The 19,861-nt window shown below is 69.4% G+C and carries 20 protein-coding genes; 2 read left to right on the top strand and 18 right to left on the bottom strand.

Annotated elements, in window-relative coordinates; genetic code table 11:
• Positions 1–60: 60 nt before the first annotated feature.
• From ACGFY5_RS35500 to ACGFY5_RS35485, 4 genes are all read right to left on the bottom strand, one after another.
• Positions 61–1,539 (bottom strand): dihydroorotase family protein, encoded by a 1,479-nt coding sequence (locus tag ACGFY5_RS35500; RefSeq protein ID WP_392727242.1) that lies wholly within the window; start codon positions 1,537–1,539, stop codon positions 61–63.
• Positions 1,536–2,945: an MmgE/PrpD family protein gene (locus ACGFY5_RS35495; protein ID WP_392727240.1), complete on the bottom strand. Its 1,410-nt coding sequence runs from the start codon at positions 2,943–2,945 to the stop codon at positions 1,536–1,538. Before ACGFY5_RS35495 ends, ACGFY5_RS35500 begins: the two co-directional genes overlap by 4 nt.
• Positions 2,938–3,828 carry a cyclase family protein gene (locus tag ACGFY5_RS35490; protein ID WP_392727238.1) on the bottom strand — a complete coding sequence of 297 codons (891 nt, stop codon included), beginning with the start codon at positions 3,826–3,828 and terminating at the stop codon, positions 2,938–2,940. Before ACGFY5_RS35490 ends, ACGFY5_RS35495 begins: the two co-directional genes overlap by 8 nt.
• A gap of 109 nt (positions 3,829–3,937) precedes the next feature.
• Complete coding sequence (locus tag ACGFY5_RS35485; protein WP_392727235.1) at positions 3,938–5,143, bottom strand: CaiB/BaiF CoA transferase family protein; 1,206 nt, start codon at positions 5,141–5,143, stop codon at positions 3,938–3,940.
• A 165-nt stretch (positions 5,144–5,308) separates the two neighbouring features.
• Here ACGFY5_RS35485 and ACGFY5_RS35480 point away from each other — a divergent pair, with 165 nt between their 5' ends.
• Positions 5,309–6,040 (top strand): SDR family NAD(P)-dependent oxidoreductase, encoded by a 732-nt coding sequence (locus tag ACGFY5_RS35480; RefSeq protein ID WP_392727232.1) that lies wholly within the window; start codon positions 5,309–5,311, stop codon positions 6,038–6,040.
• Here the strand turns inward: ACGFY5_RS35480 and ACGFY5_RS35475 are convergent.
• The 10 genes from ACGFY5_RS35475 to ACGFY5_RS35430 are packed head-to-tail and all read right to left on the bottom strand — an operon-like array spanning position 6,025 to position 15,280.
• Positions 6,025–6,783: a carboxymuconolactone decarboxylase family protein gene (locus ACGFY5_RS35475; protein WP_392727230.1), complete on the bottom strand. Its 759-nt coding sequence runs from the start codon at positions 6,781–6,783 to the stop codon at positions 6,025–6,027. The two genes, ACGFY5_RS35480 and ACGFY5_RS35475, sit on opposite strands and share 16 nt — an antisense overlap.
• Positions 6,780–7,748 (bottom strand): NAD(P)-dependent oxidoreductase, encoded by a 969-nt coding sequence (locus tag ACGFY5_RS35470; protein ID WP_392727227.1) that lies wholly within the window; start codon positions 7,746–7,748, stop codon positions 6,780–6,782. The genes ACGFY5_RS35475 and ACGFY5_RS35470 overlap by 4 nt, the downstream gene beginning before the upstream one ends.
• Positions 7,745–8,116, bottom strand: a complete 372-nt coding sequence (locus ACGFY5_RS35465) for a cupin domain-containing protein (protein WP_392727226.1) — start codon at positions 8,114–8,116, stop codon at positions 7,745–7,747. Before ACGFY5_RS35465 ends, ACGFY5_RS35470 begins: the two co-directional genes overlap by 4 nt.
• Positions 8,113–9,003, bottom strand: a complete 891-nt coding sequence (locus ACGFY5_RS35460; protein WP_392727223.1) for an NAD(P)-dependent oxidoreductase — start codon at positions 9,001–9,003, stop codon at positions 8,113–8,115. Before ACGFY5_RS35460 ends, ACGFY5_RS35465 begins: the two co-directional genes overlap by 4 nt.
• Positions 9,003–9,809 carry an N-acyl homoserine lactonase family protein gene (locus ACGFY5_RS35455; protein ID WP_392727222.1) on the bottom strand — a complete coding sequence of 269 codons (807 nt, stop codon included), beginning with the start codon at positions 9,807–9,809 and terminating at the stop codon, positions 9,003–9,005. The genes ACGFY5_RS35460 and ACGFY5_RS35455 overlap by 1 nt, the downstream gene beginning before the upstream one ends.
• The gene (locus ACGFY5_RS35450; RefSeq protein ID WP_392727219.1) at positions 9,806–10,738 is read right to left on the bottom strand and encodes a DUF6282 family protein; all 933 of its coding nucleotides are present in this window, start codon (positions 10,736–10,738) and stop codon (positions 9,806–9,808) included. Before ACGFY5_RS35450 ends, ACGFY5_RS35455 begins: the two co-directional genes overlap by 4 nt.
• Before the next feature lie 14 nt (positions 10,739–10,752).
• Complete coding sequence (locus tag ACGFY5_RS35445) at positions 10,753–11,775, bottom strand: ABC transporter ATP-binding protein (RefSeq protein WP_392727217.1); 1,023 nt, start codon at positions 11,773–11,775, stop codon at positions 10,753–10,755.
• Complete coding sequence (locus ACGFY5_RS35440) at positions 11,772–13,454, bottom strand: ABC transporter permease subunit (protein WP_392727214.1); 1,683 nt, start codon at positions 13,452–13,454, stop codon at positions 11,772–11,774. Before ACGFY5_RS35440 ends, ACGFY5_RS35445 begins: the two co-directional genes overlap by 4 nt.
• Before the next feature lie 3 nt (positions 13,455–13,457).
• Positions 13,458–14,513 carry an extracellular solute-binding protein gene (locus tag ACGFY5_RS35435; protein ID WP_392727212.1) on the bottom strand — a complete coding sequence of 352 codons (1,056 nt, stop codon included), beginning with the start codon at positions 14,511–14,513 and terminating at the stop codon, positions 13,458–13,460.
• A 29-nt stretch (positions 14,514–14,542) separates the two neighbouring features.
• Positions 14,543–15,280, bottom strand: a complete 738-nt coding sequence (locus ACGFY5_RS35430) for an IclR family transcriptional regulator (protein ID WP_392727211.1) — start codon at positions 15,278–15,280, stop codon at positions 14,543–14,545.
• Positions 15,281–15,440: 160 nt separating this feature from the next.
• Here ACGFY5_RS35430 and ACGFY5_RS35425 point away from each other — a divergent pair, with 160 nt between their 5' ends.
• A complete protein-coding gene (locus ACGFY5_RS35425) occupies positions 15,441–16,238 on the top strand; it encodes an SDR family NAD(P)-dependent oxidoreductase (protein ID WP_392727209.1) in 798 nt (265 codons plus the stop codon).
• Here the strand turns inward: ACGFY5_RS35425 and ACGFY5_RS35420 are convergent.
• The 4 genes from ACGFY5_RS35420 to ACGFY5_RS35405 form a co-directional block, all read right to left on the bottom strand.
• A complete protein-coding gene (locus tag ACGFY5_RS35420) occupies positions 16,220–17,929 on the bottom strand; it encodes a thiamine pyrophosphate-binding protein (RefSeq protein ID WP_392727207.1) in 1,710 nt (569 codons plus the stop codon). The two genes, ACGFY5_RS35425 and ACGFY5_RS35420, sit on opposite strands and share 19 nt — an antisense overlap.
• Complete coding sequence (locus ACGFY5_RS35415) at positions 17,926–18,393, bottom strand: carboxymuconolactone decarboxylase family protein (RefSeq protein WP_392727204.1); 468 nt, start codon at positions 18,391–18,393, stop codon at positions 17,926–17,928. Before ACGFY5_RS35415 ends, ACGFY5_RS35420 begins: the two co-directional genes overlap by 4 nt.
• An 87-nt stretch (positions 18,394–18,480) precedes the next feature.
• Complete coding sequence (locus tag ACGFY5_RS35410; protein WP_392727201.1) at positions 18,481–19,032, bottom strand: hypothetical protein; 552 nt, start codon at positions 19,030–19,032, stop codon at positions 18,481–18,483.
• A gap of 91 nt (positions 19,033–19,123) precedes the next feature.
• Positions 19,124–19,801, bottom strand: a complete 678-nt coding sequence (locus ACGFY5_RS35405; RefSeq protein ID WP_392727199.1) for a GntR family transcriptional regulator — start codon at positions 19,799–19,801, stop codon at positions 19,124–19,126.
• Positions 19,802–19,861: the final 60 nt, after the last annotated feature.

Raw genomic sequence — 19,861 nt, 5'->3', positions numbered from 1 at the left:
CGCGGCCCCGAATCGTTGTCGCCCGCTCACCCGCCGACCGCGGCGTGGACCGGCGCCGCGCTACTCGCCGGCCGGGAGTGCCGTGGGCCGCCGCACGTACTGGCCCCGCGGTGACCCGACGACAGCGCCGTCCTTCAGCACGGCCGAGCCCCGCAGGTACGTGTCGGTGACCCGCGCCGACAACTCGAACCCCTCGAACGGCGAGTACTCCTGCGCCGACTCGGAGTCGGACGCGTGCACCGTCCACGAGGACGTGTCGTCCACCAGGCAGAAGTCCGCGTCGTACCCCGGCGCCACAGTGCCCTTCGAGAACAGCCCGAAGCGCTGGGCCGGGTTCCACGACGTCAGCGAAGCGATCTGGCCGTGCGACAGGCCTCGCCGCCGCCCCTCGCTGATCAGCCCCGGCAGCAGGTACTCCGTGCCGCCGAAGCCGCTCTTCGCGGTGAACACGTCGTCGCGCGGGTCGCCGAACTTCATCTCGTCCTTGCAGCACGCGTGGTCACTGGTCACCCACGAGAAATTGCCGGCCAGCACGTGCTCCCACAGCGCCTCGACGTCCTCGCGCGGACGCAGCGGCGGGTTCACCTTGCCGCCCAGCCCGCTCGCGGTGGAGATGTCGGCGACCAGGTGCCCGATCGTCACCTCGCGCCGGAAATTCACGTGCGGGAACGTCGCCTGCATCATCATCGCCGCCTCGATCGCCTTCCGCGACGACAGGTGCAGCAGGTTGATGTTCGGTAACTCGGTCTCGTGCGCCAGGTACGACGCGATCGTGATCGCCAGCCCCTCCGAGTGCGGCGGGCGCGACGCACTGTAGGCCGCCAGATCGCGCGGCCCCCCGGCGTCCTCCACGATCTTGGTGTAGGCGCGCATGATCTCGGCGGTCTCGCAGTGCAGTGACAGCGAGATCGCGTCGGCGAAGCCGGCGAAGCGTGGGTCCTCCCGCGCGGCCTGGATGCCCCGCATGACGAACTCGAAGTGCGCGAAGTCGTACGACTCGTCGTCGGGCAGCATCAGGAACGACTCCTGCTTCGACGACCTCCCGTGCAGCCCGTGCGACCCGTAGAACATGAAGATCTTGAACGACGGGACGCCGAACTCGCTGATCAGCGCCGGAATCTCGTCGATGTGCCGCTTGAGGATCGGCGCGACGTGGAACGCGTAGTCGACGTACGCGTGCCCGTCGGTCTGCTTCAGCACGTCGGGGAAGATCTCGGCGTACGGCCCGGTGCGGTTCAGGTAGTACTGACCGGTGCGGATGTAGGTGATCCCGGTCGTGACACCACCCTGCGCGGACGCCCGGCTCTCGGTGTTCGCGTCGTCGGTGAGGTCGTTGTAGATGCCCCAGTGCTGGTGCACGTCGACCACACCCGGGTACAGCAGCTTGCCTCCGGCGTCGAGCACGGTTCCGGCTTCCGCCGGGTCCAGCGTCCCGAGCTCACTGAACTTCCCGTCTTTGATGCCGACGTCAGTCAGCGCGACGTCGGCGGCGCCGGGCGTGACCACGCGGGCGTTCGTGACGATCAGGTCATAGGTCATGCGTCGACCTCCCGGAGCGGTTCGAGCAGAGCGGACAGATCAGTGGTGTCGTGCAGGCGCGCGATCGCGTCCGCGAGCTGACCGACCGTGTCGGCGGACAGCGCTCGCTCGGCATTGTCGCGGAACTTGGTTGCGAGCTCGTCGAACGAGAGCGGATCCCCCGGGCCGCCCCGGTTGACCAGCACCTCCTCGGTGAGCTCCGTGCCGTCGTCGAGCGTCAGCGTGACGACGGCCGGGAACTGGTACGGGAAGATCTCGGTGCACTTCTCGTCGGGCTCGACGTCGACCAACCGCATCAACGCGCGCCGGTGCGGGTCGCGGGCCAGCTCGTCGGTGAAATCGTCCAGCCCGACGCCGAGCCCGCCACCGCCGAGCAGGCCCGCCACCAGGGTGTACGGGCCGCTGAACTGGGCCATGTAGCCGGTTTCGGGGGTGCGCTTCACCTCGATCGGCTGTCCGACCGTGGGCAGGTTCTGGCGGGGCACGCCGAGCCGGATCTTGCTGATCTTCGCCGGATCGACGCCGGTCGCGCGCAGGCGGCGGGCGGCGTCGATGCCGGCGTGCGTGAAGTGGTTGGCGGGGTAAGGCTTGAAGAAGATGCCCGGGACTGCCCATTCTTCGCCGAGGCCGTCGGTGATCTGGTCGGCGTCGAACACGCCGTGCAGCCACGCCTGGAAGAAGCCGAAGCGGCCTTCGAGCACTGTGGGTGGGCCGGTGAAGCCGTGCCGCACCAGGCCTACCGCGCTCACTGCGGCGTGCGCGGCCCAGCCGCAGTGCATGCGTTTCACGGTGCCGCCGGTGCGGTTGGCCTCGATGAGTCCGGACGCCATCGACGCGACGACGCCGATGACGTTCGTGATGCTCGGGGCGTCCATCCGGTGCAGTTTCGCGGCGGAGACCGCGCCGCCGACCGCACCGCAGATCGACGTGGCGTGCTGGCCGTGTTCGAAGAACACGGAGTTGTTGGATTGTTTGTCGTAGCCGGCCATGCCGAGGCGGACTGCGGTTTCCAGGCCGACCGCGATGGCGGTTTCGAGCTCCGCGCCGGTCGCGCCGGTGGCTTCGGCGGCGGCGAGGGCGGCCGGGACCACCACGGCGCTGGGGTGCAGGACGGACGGCAGGTGGGTGTCGTCGTAGTCGAGGGAGTGGGCCAGCACGCCGTTGACGAACGCGGCCTGGGCGGCCGGGAGCTTGTCGGGGAGGCCGATCGCCGTGGCTTCGGGTGTTCCGCCCTGCTCGGCGGCCCAGCGGCGGGCGGCGCGACTCGTCTCGAGCGAGGCCGCGGCGGCAGCGATGCCCACGATATCGAGCACCCGCTTCCGCACACTCTCAGTGACCTCATCGGGTAGGGCGGTGGACTCGGCCGCGAACTCCCCGAGCCGCTGCGCGAGCGTGGCCTCAGCCATGCGCACCACCCGCGGCGAGCGCGCCGCCAGCCGCGCCGCCGGCGGCCGACCCCGCGGCCGCGGACACCACGGCTGCGGGGTCGGAGATCAGGGCGAGGGGGCGGACGGGGGAACCCGTGGCGCCGAGGAGCTTCAACGGCGCCAGTACGAAGGTGAATTCGGTGGCGTCCGCGGCGGCCAGTTCGTCGAGGGCCATCGCCTCGATCAGGTAGATGCCGTGTTCCACGAGCAGGACGTTGTGCGCGGGCAACAACGCGTGGCCCCCGCCCGGGGCGAGGCGCTCGAACGCGATCGTGTCGGCACCGGCGGCGTGGATGCCCTTGGCAGCCAACCACGTCGCCCCGGCCTCGGAGATACCGGGCACCCCGGACTCCTTGCCGACGTACGCCGCCGCACCGTCGTCGAACCGGCGACCCCAGCCACTCCGGATCAGTACGACGTCCCCGGCACGCACCTCCGCGCGGGCGGACGCCTCCAGATCGGCGACCGTGATCTCGTACCCCGGTTCGCACGCGTCGCGGCCCAACGCCCGAGGCACGTCCAGCAACACACCCCGGCGAACCATCGGTGCGATCGTGTGCACGCCGTGCTCCAGGTACTTCCCGCCCACACCGGCCTCGTAGGCGTCCACCCCGCCGTGCAGCTTCCCGCCGAACGAGACGTGCGCGATCGCATCGATGTGCGTCCCGACGTGCGTACCGAGCACGATCATGTCGTTGGCGGCGGACGCACCGTCCTCCCGCACCATGTCGCCGTGCCGGCGGGGCAGCGTGTGCGTGTACGCAGGATGGTTCGGGGACTGCGGCATACCCGGGAAGAACGTGCGCCCCAGGTCGAAAACCGTGACCCCGGCAGCGACAGCACTCAGTAACGCATCACTCATCGAATCACCTCGGGTGGGCGCGGATCGGCGATCTTCGGCAGTACGGCCGGTCATGGCCGACGTTCCGTCGGCCGCCGGGTCGTCCGGCCGCGGCGGGACTCCCGCGCGGTCACCTGATCACCTCGCGGTCGCGGAGAGACCGGATCTCGTCGGGGGTGAGCCCGGCTTCGGTGAGGACCTCGTCGGTATCGGCGCCGAGTGCTCGGCCGGGGAACCGGATCCGGCCGGGCGTCTCCGACATGCGCCAGAGGACGTTGTGCTGCAGCACGGTGCCGAGTTCGTCGTCCTCGACCTCGGTGAGCATCTGCGTCTCCCGCACGTGGACGTCTTCCACCAGGTCCTTCGCGGTGTAGACCGGTGCGATCGCCGCACCGGCCCCGGTGAACGCGTCGAGCACCTCGTCGCGGGTGCGCGCACCGATCCAGTCGCCGACGTACGCGTCGAGCTCGTCGACGTGCGCAGCCCGGCCGCGGCCGGTGGCGAACCACGGCTCGTCGATGACCTCCGGATGCCCGACCAGCCGTAACACCCGCTCGGCGATCGACTGCGCGCTGGTGGAAACAGCGACCCAGTCACCGTCAGCCGTGCGGTAGGTGTTGCGCGGAGCGTTGTTCGTGGAGCGGTTGCCGTGGCGCTGCTCGATCTCGCCGGTCTGCTGGTACACGGTGGGGCCCGGCCCGACCGCTGTCATGATCGGCGCGAGGATGCTCAGGTCGATGACCTGGCCTTTTCCGGTCGCGTCGCGGTGGCGTAACGCCATCAGCGCGGCCGAGGACGCGGCGAGGCCGCAGATGCTGTCGGCGAGGCCGAAGCTCGGGAGCGTGGGCGGCCCGTCGGCGGCGCCGGTCAGCGCCGCGAAGCCGCTCATCGCCTCCGCGAGCGTGCCGAACCCGGCGCGGGAGGAGTAGGGCCCGGTCTGCCCGAACCCGGTGAGCCGAACGAGAACGAGGCCCGGGTTGATCTCGTGCAGGGTCTCGGGGGACAAGCCCCAGCGCTCCAGCGTGCCCGGACGGAAGTTCTCGACGAGCACATCGGTGTCGCGTACCAGCCGCCGAAGGGCCGCCGCGCCGTCCGGATCGGACAGGTTCAGCGCGACCGTCCGCTTGTTGCGGCTGATCTCTTTCCACCAGATCGGGACGCCGTCCTTCTGGCCGCCGTGCCCACGCATGCTGTCGCCGGTGCGCGGGTGCTCGATCTTGATCACGTCGGCGCCGTAGTCGCCGAGGACCTGGCAGGCGAGGGGCCCGGCCAGGATCGTCGAGACGTCCAGGACTCTGAGTCCTTGGAGCGGTCCGTTCTCCGGGCGGGTAGTCATCGTTCCGCTCCAAGAAACGCCATGCGAGGACCCTATACCCGCTTGCAGCCCCTAGTGAAGGTCACCAGCATCGCAAATGTATCCACCCGTACCGTCCAGCGGAACGGTGGTGCGACTTGGGGGACGGGAGTGACGAAGGACGTATGATCGTCATACAATCTGGCCATGGAGCTGACAGCTGTGGTCACCGGGGCGGCGCGGGGGATCGGACGGGATGTGGTCGTCCGATTGCGGGCGGCGGGGTATCGGGTCGTCGCGGTGGACGTCGACACTGCGATCGCGGAGCAGGCCGAGGACGGGTGGGTGGTGCCGGTCGTCGCGGACGTGACCGCCGACGCGACGCCCGCCGACACGATCGGCCGGGCGCTGGCCGAGTTCGGGCGCCTCGACCTGCTCGTGAACAACGCCGCCCGCTTCCTCCGGCGGCCGATCCTCGACACGACCGACGACGACTTCGACGCACTGATTGCGACGAACGTCCGGCCGGCGTTCCGGTTCGCCCGCGCGGCCCTGCCGCACCTGGAGGCGAGCCGCGGCTGCATCGTCAACACGGCGTCGATCTCCGGGCTCATCGGCGTCGCCAATCAAAGCGCGTACGCGATGACAAAGGGCGCGATCGTCCAGCTCACCCGGCAGCTCGCGATCGAGTACGCCGGGCGCGGGGTCCGGGTCAACGCCGTTGCGCCCGGCGCCGTGGACACCGGCTTCATGGACGAGGCGCGCGCCGCGGACCCGGACCCCGCGGCGAGCCTCGCCGTCACCCTGAGCAACCATCCGATCGGCCGCGTCTCGACCCCCGACGAGGTCGCCCGCGCGATCGTCTTCCTCGCCGCCCCGGAGTCAGCCGGCATCACCGGTACGATCCTCAGCGTCGACGGCGGCTACATCGCCCGCTGATCACCGGCCGCGTCGATTTCCTCCTGCAGGATCGGCGCGGCCGCGGTGACCGCGTGGATCCCCAGCACGGATGCGATCTCCATGACCTCGAGGATCTCCTGCGGCGTCGCGCCGTAGCCGATCGCGTTCTCGATGTGCAGCTTCAGCCCCTTGACGTACAGATGCGTCGCCGCCGTGTCGAACGCGATGTAGACGAGCTCTTTCACCTTGGGTTCGAGGGTGCCCGACCGCCACGGCACCGATGAGAACTCGGTATAGGCCGCGAACATCTCGGGGTCCAGTTCCAGCATCTCGTCCCAGAACGAATGCCAGTACCCACGCGTCTTCGCGAAATCCGCCTTGATCTGTTCCTGGTATTCGGTCAGCGGTGCGGGTCCGGTTCGCAGACCCTTCTCTTCGAGCACTTCGACGAGAATCGGCACGCCGATGTTCATCGCGTGGATGCCCAGCGTGGCGGTGAGTTCGAGCACCTCCATGATCTCGGCGGGAGTGGCGCCCAACGCCAGCGCTGCCTTGATGTGCTGACGCACTCCGGGCAGATACATGTGCGTGGCGTTGGCGTCGATCGCGATGTAGATGAATTCCTTGACTTTGTCGTCGAGGTGGTTCTTGCGCCACGGCACGGCCGAGAGGTTCAAATAGGCCAACAGGAACTCGGGATCGAGTCGTAGCACGCTCTCCCAGGTGTCGCTCCACGCGCCGCGAACGCGAATGAACTCCTGCTTGATCTCTTCCGCGTTCATGACGACCCCTCTCCAGCAGTCGATTCAGCGCTGCGCAGCCAGTTCACGATCTCGGTGTGGTCGGCGGTGTCCTCGAGCTGTTCGGCGGCGCGGGTCCACAGTTCGACTGCCGCGTGCCCGAGCGGATCGGGCGCCCCCACCTCGTCGGCCAGGCCGGTGGCGATGCGCATGTCCTTGAGCATCAGGCGGAGCCCGAACCCGGAGTCGAACGTGCCGGGCAGGATGAAGTTGGGCCATTTGTTCTCGGTGGATCCGCTGCGGCCGCTGGAGCCGTTGAAGATCGACACCATCGTTTCCGGATCGAGGCCGAAGCGCTCGCCGGCGAGGATCGCTTCGCTGGTCACCAGCAGGTGGGTGGCGCTGAGCAGGTTGTTCAGCGCTTTGACGGCGTGCCCGCTGCCGACGTCGCCGGCCCGGGTGACGGTGCCCAGCTCCGCCAGGATCGGTGCGACGCGGTCCAGGTCGGATGGCTCTCCGCCGGCCATGATCGTCAGCTTCCCGGTCTTCGCGCGTGCGACCCCGCCCGACACCGGGGCGTCGATCAGCGTCACGTTCCGCGAGGCGAGCTCGGCGGCGAGCGCTCGGGTGCGCAGCGGCTCCGACGAGCTCATGTCGACGACGATCGTCCCCGGCGCGACATCGAAGCCCTCGTCGTGGAGAGTCGCCGCGACGGCGTTCGAGTCGGGCAGCATCAGTACCACGACAGCCGCGCCCCGAACGGCGTCCGCCAAGCTTGCAGCCCCGGCCCCGACCTCCGTCGTGGCCCCGGCCCCGGTCTCAGTCGCGGCGGCGCCAGCCCTGGCTTCGGCCGCGGCGAGCGCAGCCTCGGCGAACACCTTGCGCGCGGGCACGGAAAGATCGAATCCCCGCACCTCGTACTCTGCGCCGACGAGGCGCGCTGCCATCGGCGCGCCCATGTTCCCCAGCCCGATGAACCCAACCGCTCCGGGCGACCGGACGTTCATGACGCGTAGTCCGTCTCGGAGACCTCTTCGGCCCAGCTGGTGGTGCCGAGCGAGATCGCGGTGTGCGACAGGAACGAGTCGGGCGCGGCACCGTGCCAGTGCCGCTCGCCGGCGGGCACCCACACCGTGTCCCCGACCGCGAGAACCTGCGGTGTCCCGCCGTCGGAGCAGATCAGCCCCCGTCCGGAGAGCACCTGCAGGATCTGCCCGTGCTCATGCGTGTGCCAGAACGTCCGCGCGCCCGGCGCGAAGAACACCGTGGTGATCACGGTGCCGTCGGTCGCAGGCAACACCGGATCGAACCAGGCCGAGCCGGTCACGTTCGCCGGACGCTGTTCGGAGGGACCCTCTCCACGAATGATCCTCATGATGATGCGCCCCCCGAGTGCAACCGAACCCCACCGGAGAGGTCACCGAGCGCGTCGACGACCGTGTTGCTGATCTCGTCCGCGTACCCGAGCGCCCGGGCGAGACCGAAACTCGCCAGCGGTCCGGACGAGTTGGGGCTCACCACCCCCAACCGCGCCACCAGCTCGACGTACAGGTTGACGTCCTTGAGCATCAGCGTGTTCGTCAGGCCCCCGCGCAGGTAGTCACCGTGGACGATCTTCGGAAAGCGGTTCAACGTCGCGAAGTTGACGCCCGACCCGGCGTTGAGCACGGCGAGCAGCACGTCCAGGTCGAGCCCGGCCTTCTTCCCGGCGACCATCACCTCGGCGGTGGCCGACAGCGCGATCGCGTTGAGGAAGTTGTTCAGCAGCTTGACGACGTGCCCCGAGCCGCTCGGTCCGCAGTGGAAGATCGACCCGGAGAACAGCTCCAGCACCGGACGCGCCTGCTCCAGAACCTCGGCCGAGCCGCCGACCATCAGCGTGAGCGCGCCTTTCTCGGCGGCCGCCGCGCCGCCGGAGACACCGGCGTCGAGGTACGCCGCTCCGCGTGCGCCGAGCAGTTCGTGGAGTCGAGTGGTCGACTCCGGTGAGGCGGTGGACAGATCCACGACGATCTGGCCGGAACGTGCGCGCGGGAGGACACCGGTCAGCACCACGTCTTCGACGGCCCGGCTGTCGGGCAGCGACAGCAGCACGATGTCACTGCCGTCGGTGACCTCCTCGATTGACGCCGCCGGTGTGGCTCCGGCGGCGGTCACGTTGTCGGGAAGGACGTCGAACCCGAGCACGGGTGAGCCCGCCCCGGTGATCCGGGCGGACATGCGCCCGCCCATGTTGCCGAGCCCTACGAAGCCGATCCTCATCAGCTCTCCTCTCCGATCGTGGCCGCGAGACCGGCCAGCGCACCGTCGGTGACCGGCGTGAATCGGCTCAGCGTGTCCGGGTCGTGGCCGGTGACCAGGTGACGCACCTCGCCGCTGTCCAGCTGCCCGCGGATCCGCTCGAACGCGGCATACATCGCGATCACGTCGGCCACCTGCGTGAACGGCATGCTGCGCTCGAGCTCCTCGTAGTAGTGCACCGAGTCCGAGGCCAGCAGGACGACACCGTCGGTCGTGTTCACGGTGACCACGCTCTGCCCCGGCGTGTGACCGCCGACCCGCGTGACCCGGACACCGGGGGCCACCTCTGCGGAGTCAGCGAACATACGTAACCGGCCGTCCGAATGCGCCTGCCGCAGGCCCAGAATCTCCGCATCCTCCACCGAGTGGTGCACGAGCGTCCGGTCCGCATACGGGCCGGTCCAGAACTCGTACTCCGCGGCAGCGATCGTCAGCGGCGACGACGGGAACAGACCCACGTTCCCGATGTGGTCGTAGTGGGCGTGCGTGATCACGACCGGCGGCCCGGCGCTCCGGTCGATCCCGAGTGCGTCGAACGCGTCCACCGGCTCGATCAGCGTCGTCCGCCGGCGTCGTGCGCCACCCACAGCCGAGAAGCCCGTATCGACGACGATCGTGCGCGAGGAGTTGCGCAGCACCCAGAAGAAGTAGTCCATGCCGATCGGGCCGTCGGGTTCGGCGTACAGGTGGTGGTTGAGATAGACGTCGCTGCGCACGGTCTCCCGGGTGCCGTACCGCACGATCGTCACCTGGTAGGACTCGGTCATCGAAGGAGGAGCTCGCCGCCGTTGACGCCCACCAGCTTGCGGATGTCGTCCTCCGCGAGACCGGCGTCCAGCAGACCGCGCACTGCCCGGCGGTACAGCGTCACCGGCAGGGGATTGGTCTTTTGACCGGAGTCCGACGACAGGACCGTCTGGTCGACGCCGACCGCCTTGATGAACGACAGCAGCTCGTCGAGGCTGCGGCGGCGCTCGGGTTTGCCCCAGTACATGATCACGCAGTGCTCGATGTAGACGCCCTGCCGGGCCCAGGCGGCGGCCTGCTCCACCGAGGCGCCCACGACGAACACCGGGTGGTTGATCAGGATGCGTCGGACACCGGCCTCGATGGCGGCGTCGATCAGCTTCTGCGACTCTCCGACCCCGAGGTGGCCGCACGTCATCACGGCGTCCTCGGCCGCGATCACCGAGAGGATGTCGCGCACCTCCGGGAGCACCGCCCCGCCGTCGTCGAGGATCGAGATGACCTCGTTGTCCCGCAGCGACACTTCGGGCGTGGGGAAGCCGGTGTCGTGGTGCTCGTGGTGGTCGACGTGCGCGGCTGAGGACAGCGTCGGGAACCACACCATCCGGCCTCCCATGCGCAGCGCGAGCTCCACCGCGTACGGGTTAAGGCCACCGACGGTGCGGTTCAGCGCGATCCCGCCGTAGACCTCGGTGGAGAGCTCCGCCAGCCCGGCCGTCTGCAGCGCCAGGATGTCGGTGACCATGCTGTGGTGGTGGGACTTCGCCACGATCGCGCGGAAGCCTGCCGCCGACGCGTCCCGGGCTGCGTCGAGGATGCTCATCCGCCGCGGGAACGGGCTGGGGCCGGGGTGCTGGTGGAGGTCCACCGCGCCGACGAGAAGCGCGTCGGCCTCCTCGTCGGGCGTCGCGCGGTCCTCGTCGGCGGAAGGGTTGAACGGGTAGTTCATTGGAGCGTCCTTACCTAGGAGGTGACCGGAACCTCGTCCTCGGGCCGCCAGTGGGCGGTCACCCGGGTGCCCGGCTCGGCCGTCGACGGGGTGCCGACGGGCAGCACCGCGCAGCCCACCGAGTCGTCGGAGAACAGCAGCTCGATCCGGGAGTACGTGCCGTAGAACGAGACGTCGGTGACCGTCGCCGGCGCGGTCTTCGCGCCCGGCGGCACCGAGGCTTCGTCGACGACGAACGCCATGCGCTCGGGCCGTACGACGACGTTGTCGAACACGTTGGATTCGCCCAGGAACCGCGCCACGAACGTGGTCGGCGGCCGGTGATAGAGGTCCGCGGGCGTACCGAGGGCGACGATCCGGCCCTCGTTGAAGATCGCGATCCGGTCCGAGAGCGTCATCGCCTCGTCCTGGTCGTGCGTGACGAAGACGAACGTCAGCCCGAGTTCGTCGTGGAGGCGTTTGATCTCCCGCTGCAGCGACTGCCGGAGCTTGCGGTCGAGCGCGCTGAGCGGCTCGTCGAGCAGCAGGACGCTGGGGGAGAAGACGACGGCCCTGGCGAGCGCGACCCGCTGTTGCTGACCGCCGGACAGCTCGTGGGGCCGGCGGTCGTCCATGCCCGTCAGGTCGACGAGGTCCAGCGCCTCACCGACGCGCCGGGTGATCTCGCCGGCCGGGACCTTCCGCTCGCGGAGCGGGAACGCGACGTTCTGCGCCACGGTCATGTGCGGGAACAGTGCGTAGTTCTGGAACACCATGCCGAAGTCGCGCTTGTTCGGCGGCACCCGGGAGATGTCGCGCCCGTTGAGCTTGACGCTGCCCGACGTCGGCTCGGTGAAGCCGACGATCATGTTGAGCGTCGTCGTCTTCCCGGAGCCGCTCGGGCCGAGCAGCGTGATGAACTCGCCGGGTTCGATCTCCAGGTCGATCGAGTCCACCGCGGCGTTGCCGCCGTACCGTTTGCTGAGCTGCACCAGCTCGACGCGGCCGCCGCGGGCGCTGATCGTCGGCGCCTCCGGAACCGCCGTTTGGAGCTTCACCGCGTACCCCTCCTTCGAACGACCTGTGCGATTCCGATCGGGACGCTGACCAGGACGACCATCAGGCTCGACGCGGCGGAGATCGTCGGGTCGATCTCGACGGTGACGCTGTTGAACATCTGCACCGGCAGCGTGATCGCGCCGGGGGCCTGCAGGAACAGGGCGATCACGACCTCGTCCAGCGACGTCACGAACGCCAGCACCGCGCCGGACAGGACTCCGGGGAGCACCAGCGGCAACGTCACCTTGCGGAACGTCGAGACCGGGCCGGCGCCGAGGCTGGCCGCCACTCCCGGCAGCCGGCCGTCCATGCCCTGCAGCCGCGCGGTGACAGCGATGATGACGAACGGCAGCGCCACGGCCGTGTGGGCCAGGATGATGCCGATCAGCGTGCCGTTGAGGCTCACCCGAAGAAATGCCGCAAAAACCACCAGTCCGACGAGAATGTGCGGCACGATCATCGGCGAGAGCAGGAACCCGTTCAGCGGGCCTCGCCAGCGTGGGTGCAGTCGCGCCAGCCCGAACGCGGCCGCGGTGCCCAGCACCGTCGCGAAGAGCGCGGTGACCAGGCCCGCCTGGAGCGAGTTGAGGATCGCCGCGATCCAGTCCGGTGACGTGAACAGCTCCTGGTACCAGCGCAGCGACCAGTCCTCCGGCGGGAACCGGAACGTCTGCGACGCCGAGAAGCTCATCGGGATCACCACGAGCGTCGGTGCGGCCAGAAGGATCGCGACGATCGTCGTGTGCACCTTCAGCCAGGGCCGCATCTCCGACGACTGCTCACCACCGCCCCGGGAGCGGGCGGGGGCGCCGGCGACCACGGCAGTCGTTCCGGCCAGCCGCCGGCTGAGGCCGAGGACCACCAGCGTGACCGCGAGCAGGAAGATGCCCATCGCCCCGGCACCGCCGAAGTCCAGCAGGTCCTTCGTCCGGACGTTGATGACCTGGGCGATCATCGCGTTGCGCGTGGAGCCGAGCAGCGCGGGCGTGACGTAGAAGCCCAGCGCGAGCACGAACACCAACGACATGCCCGCGACGACGCCCGGCATGGACAGCGGCAGGTAGATCTTGCGGAACGCCCGCGCCCGGGACGCCCCGAGGCTCTGGCCCGCCGCCACCAGCCGCCCGTCGATCTGTTCCATCGCGCTGTACATCGGGAGCACGAGGAACGGCAGGAGCACCTGCGTCATCGAGATCGTGACGGCGGCGGTGCTGCCGAGCAGCGTGACGTCACCGAACCCGAACCAGCCCAGGAACTTCTGGATGACGCCGCCGTCCTGCATCAGCACCAGCCAGGCGAAGTTGCGAGCCAGCATGCTCGTCCAGAACGGGATGAGCACGATCGTGACCAGCACCGCGCGCATCGCCGGGCCGACCAGCGTCATCGCGTAGGCGTACGGGTAGGCCAGCACCGCGCCGATCACCGAGACCGTCGCCGCGACGAGCAACGTCCTGCCCAGCACGCGCAGCGTGTAGCCGTCCGTGAACAGCGACGCGTAGTTGCCCAGGCCCGTGTCCGGCTCGGTGAAACTGTCCACGACGATGCTGAGGAGCGGGAAGACGAACAGGATCCCCAGGGCGACGAGCGCCGGCGCGAGAAGGAGCCACCCGGACGCCCGCGCGCGGGCAACCCTGGCCGGCGCGGGCGGAGCCGGAGCCGGAATGGTCGGCGCGGCCATGGATCAGCCGACCTTCCAACTCGTCCAGCGCTTCATCAGCGCGTCGGTGTTCTCGATCCACCACTGCTTGTCCTGCTCGATGGTCTTGCCGCGATCGGGCAGGAAGGCGTTGAACTCCTTCTGCTCGTCGGTGTAGCCGATCGAGTTCAGGTCGACGTCGGCCCGGGCCGGGGCCGTGCCGGTCAGCTTGGCGTACGCCTTGGCCTGCGCGGGCTCGGTGATGAACGCGAGCATCTCCTGGGCGAGTTTCTTGTGCGGGCTGCCCTTCGGGATGACCTGCACGCCGATGTCGGTGGTGTTGAAGTCCCAGACCGGAACGAGATTGGCGCCGCTCTGCTTGGAGACGATCGTCCGGGCGGTCACGGTCAGGACCATGCTGGCCTGCTTGTCGACGACCATCTGCTGGATCGCGCCGTAGCTGGGGGCGAAGACCAGCGAGCTCTTGATCGTGTCGATCTTCTTGAACGCGCGGTCGAGGTCGAGCGGGTACACCTGGTCGGGTGCCACGCCGTCGGCGACGAGGGCCGCCTCGAACAGGCCGGCCTTCGGGTAGTCGTAGACGACCCGCTTGCCCGGGAACTTCTTGACGTCGAAGAAGTCCTTGATCGAGGTCGGCTTCGCACCCGGGTAGAAGTCGGCGTTGTAACTGAAGATGTTCGCGTACCGGTAGGTGGGCACGAAGCAGTCGCCGGTGGTGCCCGCGGGGAACTTGCTCCGGTCGAGCGCAGGGTCGTCGAGCTTCTCGAACAGCTCGCCGCAGTAGGCGCCCGCGTAGATCCAGCTCATGTTGGCCAGATCCCAGATCGTCTTCTTGGCCTTCACCATCGTGCGTACTTGCGCCTGCTCGGCCGGGCTGATGTTGGTGAACGTCGTACCGGTCTTGGCGGTGAAGGGTTCCTGGAGGGCCTTCTTCTCGTCCTCCTGGAACTGCCCGCCGGTGCTCGCCCAGGTGAGCTTCTTGTCCGACGAGTCGCCGCCGGAGTCGCCGCCCACACCACAGGCTGAGAGCACCAGCGCACCGACGGTTAACAGGCTGAAGAAGCGGAGTGTTCTCTTCATGGGGTTTCGCCTTTGCAGAGACTTCGGTGTCAGCTGGCGTCGAGCGGATTGGCCATGCGCCGGGCGATGGTTTCGGCGCCCGCGAGGAGGGCGCGTGCCACGGGGCTGTCGAGTTCTTCGGGGAGGAACTGGGCGATGCCGACGACGGCCAGAGTCGCGACGATCTGGCCGGCGGGGTCGCGGACGGGGGTCGCCACGGCGCCGACGCCGTTCTCGCGGCTCATCCGGACCGCGACTCCGGTGCGGACGGCGTCCGCCAGTTCCGCGTCGGTCGCGTTCACTGCGGGTGCGCCCGCGCGGAACCGGTAGAACGACTGGTCGCGGAACGCCCAGAAGACGAGCGTCTGCGCCGCGTCCGGCCCGAGCAGGCTGCCGACCGGGATCGACACGTGCGCGGTCCGGCTCCGGTCTTCCCGGACCTGCGCCACCACGGGGGCGTGTCCGTTCCAGACGCTGAGGACGACGGTGTGGCGCACGGCCACACTGATCTCCTCCATCACCGGCCCGGCGAGATCGAGCACTCCGAGCCGGGACAGAGCCATGGTGCCCAGCTCGGCGAGGAGTACGCCGAATTCGTAGTGGTTGCGGTCGCGGCGCTGCAGGAGACCGTGGTTCTCCATCGACGCCAGGTAGCGGTGTGCGGTGGACTTGCCGACACCCAGGTGCTCGGCCGCCGAGACCAGGTCGATCGTCTCGTTGGCCGCGAGCAGGCGCAGCAGCTGGACGACCCGGGCGACCACCTGGAGGTCCCCGCTGGCGATCTCCATCCAAAGCCTCCCTTGCCGTTGCTGTCCCGCAATGCGGGGTGGCTGTCCAGCTATCCGGTACGGGGAATGTAGGGGATCGTGCTGGAGGCGTGTCAAGGGTTCACGTCGAACTGGTCGAATTATTGTATGGTTGTCGGACAATCTTGAAGAAGGAGAGACCATGCGTGGACTGGCCGGCAAGGTCGCTGTCGTGACGGGCGCGGCCGGGGGTATCGGCGCGGCCACGGTTCGGCGGCTCACGGACGAGGGCGCTCAGGTCGTCGCCGTGGACCTCGAGGTGCCGGCCTCGGCGGAGGGGTTCTGGGTGCAGGCCGACGTGTCCACCGAAGAGGGTGTGGCCGGCTACGTCGACGCCGCGGTGGAGCGGTTCGGGCGGATCGACCTGCACCACCTCAACGCCGGGATCGCCGGGTCCCTCACACCGTTGCCCGACGTGCCGGCGGCCGAGTTCGACCGGGTGATGGCGGTGAACGTCCGCGGCGTCTTTCTGGGGGTGCAGGCCGCGTTCCGGCAGTTCTCCGCGCAGGGGAGCGCGGGGAGCATCGTCATCACCGGGTCGATCGGCAGTGTGCGGGGCAGTGCCGACCTGCTCGCCTACCAGACGTCGAAACACGCCGTGGTCGGGATTCTGCGTGGCGCGGCGGTGTACGGGGGTCCGCTCGGGGTGCGCGTGAACGCGGTTGCGCCGGGCATCGTGCCCACGGAGCTGTTCGGGGCACAGGGGCAGGACGACATGACGCGGCGGGCGTCCAGTACGCCGCTGCGCCGGGCCGGTACCGGCGACGAGATCGCGTCGGTCGTCGCCTTCCTGCTCAGCGACGACGCTGCCTATCTCACGGGGGAGTTGGTCTCTGTCGACGGTGGCGCGAGCGCCGTGAGTACGGTCCGGCCCTCGGGTGGGGCCGGGGCGTGGGACTTCGCCGCGTACGACAGTGCGCTCTACGGTGCGAAGGGCTGAGGGGCGATCACCTCGATGTCGGTGTGGACGTCGAGGATCACCGGGCGGTCGGCGTCCAGGGCCTGGGCGAGGGCTTTCGGTAGCTCGCCCGGCCGGTCGACGCGGATGCCCAGGGCGCCCATCTCGGTGCCGATGCGGGCGAAGTCCACGTCCTCGTAGGTCCAGAGTTCGCGGGAGCGTGCGGTGGGGTGGCCGCCGTAGGCGCGGTCGAAGCCGCGTTTGCTCTGGTTGCCACCGTGGTTGTTGTTGACGACAGTGATCAGGTTGATGCCGCGGCGGGCGGCCGTCTCGATCTCGCCGAGGTGGTAGTACAGCCCCTTGTCGCCGCTGAACGCGACGACCGGCCGGTCGGGTGCGGCGCACTTGGCGCCGATCCCCGCCGAGAAGGCCCAGCCCAGGTGGCCGGCGCTGCGCAGGTAGTCCTGCTCCGGCGCGGTGACGTCGTGGAACTGGGCCATCCACATGCCGGCGTGCCCGGTGTCGACGACCAGGATCGCGTCGTCGGGGAGCCCCGCGGTGAGCTCCGCGGCGATGCGCTCCGGCCGGATCGGCACCGCATCACTGGTCAACACGTCGCGATACCGGTCCTGCCAGGCGGTCTTCACCGCGTTCACCTCGGTCAACCAGCCGGCGCGGTCGGCGCGCCCGCCGTCGGAGGCCGCTGCGCGGGGAGACGGCGCGGCAGAGAGCAGCGCGAGCATTCGCGCTAGGGCGAGTTTGGCGTCGGCTACTACGGAGGCTCGTAGCGGGTAGTTACGGCCCAGGTGGGAGGGTTCGATGTCGATCTGGATCGCCGGGGTGCCGATCGGGGGGACGGTCCAGACGTGGGTCGTCATGCCGCCGGTGCGGGTGCCGACGAAGCAGACCAGGTCCGCGCGGGCGACCACCTGGTTCGCGGACTCGCGCGAGTACGTACCGACGACGCCCACCGACAGCGGGTGGGTGCCCGGGATCGTGTCCTTCCCGTTCGCGGACGTGGCCACGGGGATGCCGAGCTTCTCGGCGAGCGCGACGAGTTCCGCACCGGCGCGGGACGCGCGCACACCACCCCCGGCGACGATCACCGGCCGTTGCGCCTCGGCCAGCAACCGGAGCGCTTCGATCAGACTTTCGTCGTCGGGGATCAGACGCACGGCCGGAACGCGCACGTGCGCCGGATCGACCAGCGGCTCGGCGTCGGTCTCCGCGGTGTCGAGCTGGCCCTCGTTGCCCTGCACCTGCAGGTGCACCGGCCCCGGGGGCCCCGTGGTGGCCACCCGGAACGCGTGCCGCAGCATGTCGGGGAAGCGGTCCACGTCGTCGATCGTGGCGTTGTACTTGGTGACCGGGTCGAACGCCGGTAGATCGTCGATCTCCTGGTAGACCTGCCGGAACTTGGTGGCCGGGGTCCGGCCGCCGGTCAGTGCGATCACCGGCGAACCGGCCAGGAACGGTTCGCGGAGGCCCGCGGCGAGGTTCAGCGCGCCGACGACCTGCGCCATCGCGATGCCGGGGCGCCCCGAGACGCGGGCGTACCCGTCGGCCATGTACGCGGCCGACGCCTCGCCGTGGGTGACGACCGGTTCGATGTGCGGATGGTGCAGTTCGAGCTCGGCGTGCGTGCGACGCAGGATCGCCGGAACGCTGAAGACATGCGTCACCCCGTATCCGGCCAGCATGTCCGCAACAACCCGTGCCCCCGTACCCCTCACCGCGCCACCCCGTCGACCACGGCCTCCGGCCGCGCCCCGTCGGTGGAGGCGTCCGGCGGCGCCCCGTCGGCCGTGGCGGATTCGGCGCGGACCTCTTCGATGGTGCGCTCGGCTACGCGGAAGGACTCGAGGGCAGCGGGGACGCCGCAGTACGGGGCCGTCTGTAAGAGGGTCTCTTGGATCTCGGTCACGGTGCACTCGTTGCGCAGCGCGCCGCGGACGTGCACGGCGAGCTCGTGCGAGCGGTTCAACGCGGTCAGCATCGCGAGGTTGAGCAGGCTGCGGGTGCGCCGGTCGAGCCCGGGGCGCGACCAGACGTCACCCCAGCAGGTCGACGTCACGTACTCCTGCACCGCCCGGGAGAAATCCGTGGCCTTGGCCATCGACCGGTCGACGTGCGCATCGCCGAGAACCTCGCGCCGGACCGTCTCGCCGCGCGCCAGCCGGCTCTCGTTTTCGTTCATGGAGTGCTCCCGTCTCGGATCAACGACGTACGATGATCATACAATCTGACGGTCGAGCAGGGATGCAATCCGGGACGGACCAAGTCCCTACCCGGCGAGGGTCAGGCTCGAGCGCGCAACCTGGAGGTGGGCACCTTCGGAGGTCAACCGGGAGGCGCCCTCCAGCACGTTGACGCCGATCCGGGCAGCAAATCCGCTGTCGTGCGCAACGACGGTGCCGGTGAAGCTGGCACGCTGGCTGGCACGGACGACCACAGGGGACTCGCCGGAACCGGTGATCTGCACCCAGATCCGGTCGAGCGGGCCGCTGCCCACCCAGAAGCCCTCGTCTGCCGGGACCGAGAGCACCAGCACCTGCTGGGCCTCGGCGGTCCGCCCGACAGAAGAACGCAAGGTGCCGACGTGATCGTCGTTGGCCGGACGGGGCACGACGACGGTGGAGCCGATCGTCAGCTGTCCGGGACCGGCCACCTCGGCCGGCGCCAACGGTTGCGCGGTAGCGGACGCCGATCCGGCAGACGGGGCGTCGTCGTCGCCAGCCCCGCGGAACAGCAGTGCCACCACGATCAGCACGACCACGATCGCCGCGGTGCGGCCCGGGCCGGATCGAAGAAGCGAGCGGATGTCGGGAGCAGCCATCGAAGGCCCCTTCGCTGCGGGGAGTTTCCGATCTGCTGATACCCATCCACTGTGTGGCGAACCGGTCGTACCGCGCACTACGGGCGCGTCGCTAGGCTTCGTTTTGCTCCGCTAGCGCGATGAGGCCGGCGCGACCAGCCTCTTCGACGTGCTTCGCGCAGGCCGCAGCGGTCGCGTCCGCGTCGCCGGCCAGTGCGGCGTCGACAATGGCGTGAAGTTCGTCGACGCTGTGCGACAGGCGGCCGGGGACCGACATCGACAGCGACCGCAGGACGCTCACCCGGGCGTGCAGCCCGTTGACGACCGCGCGCAGCGCGTCGTTGCCGCCGCCCTCGAACAGCACGTCGTAGAACGCGTCCTTCGCGGCCAGGAGTGGTGCGCCCTTCGCGGCCAACCGATCGATCTTCTCCAGCGCGCGCACGAGCGCCTTGCGGTGGGCCGGGCCGGCGTTCTCGACGAACAGCCGCCCGGCGAGCGCCTCCAGCGCCGACCGCACCTGATAGAGCTGGCGCGCTTCCTCGGCGCTGACGCTGGTGACGACCATGCCCCGGTTGGGAATCGCGGTGACGAGGCCCTCCGCGGCCAGTTCGCGCAACGCCTCCCGCACGCTGGTGCGCGAGACCCCGGTGAGCTCGACCAGTTCCCGCTCGATCAGACGCTGACCGGGGACGAGCCGCCGATCGAGGATCGCCTGCCGGAGGTTGTCCAGGACCTGCGAGCGGATGAGGGCCGGGTTCCGCTCGATGTGGAACGCGTCGGCTCGTGTCACCGCTGTCTCCCTCCCCATTTCCGCGTGCACGTCATCGTACCGTTGTTTCAGATCGTATGA

The organism is Cryptosporangium sp. NPDC048952 (assembly GCF_043197895.1).
Taxonomy (GTDB): domain Bacteria; phylum Actinomycetota; class Actinomycetes; order Mycobacteriales; family Cryptosporangiaceae; genus Cryptosporangium.
This window is presented reverse-complemented; position numbering and strand designations above follow the sequence as displayed.

Coding starts and splice junctions, on each gene's coding strand:
- ACGFY5_RS35500 (WP_392727242.1), bottom strand. CDS start 1,539: ATGACCTATGACCTGATCGTCACGAACGCCCGCGTGGTCACGCCCGGC.
- ACGFY5_RS35495 (WP_392727240.1), bottom strand. CDS start 2,945: ATGGCTGAGGCCACGCTCGCGCAGCGGCTCGGGGAGTTCGCGGCCGAG.
- ACGFY5_RS35490 (WP_392727238.1), bottom strand. CDS start 3,828: ATGAGTGATGCGTTACTGAGTGCTGTCGCTGCCGGGGTCACGGTTTTC.
- ACGFY5_RS35485 (WP_392727235.1), bottom strand. CDS start 5,143: ATGACTACCCGCCCGGAGAACGGACCGCTCCAAGGACTCAGAGTCCTG.
- ACGFY5_RS35480 (WP_392727232.1), top strand. CDS start 5,309: ATGGAGCTGACAGCTGTGGTCACCGGGGCGGCGCGGGGGATCGGACGG.
- ACGFY5_RS35475 (WP_392727230.1), bottom strand. CDS start 6,783: ATGAACGCGGAAGAGATCAAGCAGGAGTTCATTCGCGTTCGCGGCGCG.
- ACGFY5_RS35470 (WP_392727227.1), bottom strand. CDS start 7,748: ATGAACGTCCGGTCGCCCGGAGCGGTTGGGTTCATCGGGCTGGGGAAC.
- ACGFY5_RS35465 (WP_392727226.1), bottom strand. CDS start 8,116: ATGAGGATCATTCGTGGAGAGGGTCCCTCCGAACAGCGTCCGGCGAAC.
- ACGFY5_RS35460 (WP_392727223.1), bottom strand. CDS start 9,003: ATGAGGATCGGCTTCGTAGGGCTCGGCAACATGGGCGGGCGCATGTCC.
- ACGFY5_RS35455 (WP_392727222.1), bottom strand. CDS start 9,809: ATGACCGAGTCCTACCAGGTGACGATCGTGCGGTACGGCACCCGGGAG.
- ACGFY5_RS35450 (WP_392727219.1), bottom strand. CDS start 10,738: ATGAACTACCCGTTCAACCCTTCCGCCGACGAGGACCGCGCGACGCCC.
- ACGFY5_RS35440 (WP_392727214.1), bottom strand. CDS start 13,454: ATGGCCGCGCCGACCATTCCGGCTCCGGCTCCGCCCGCGCCGGCCAGG.
- ACGFY5_RS35435 (WP_392727212.1), bottom strand. CDS start 14,513: ATGAAGAGAACACTCCGCTTCTTCAGCCTGTTAACCGTCGGTGCGCTG.
- ACGFY5_RS35430 (WP_392727211.1), bottom strand. CDS start 15,280: ATGGAGATCGCCAGCGGGGACCTCCAGGTGGTCGCCCGGGTCGTCCAG.
- ACGFY5_RS35425 (WP_392727209.1), top strand. CDS start 15,441: ATGCGTGGACTGGCCGGCAAGGTCGCTGTCGTGACGGGCGCGGCCGGG.
- ACGFY5_RS35415 (WP_392727204.1), bottom strand. CDS start 18,393: ATGAACGAAAACGAGAGCCGGCTGGCGCGCGGCGAGACGGTCCGGCGC.
- ACGFY5_RS35410 (WP_392727201.1), bottom strand. CDS start 19,032: ATGGCTGCTCCCGACATCCGCTCGCTTCTTCGATCCGGCCCGGGCCGC.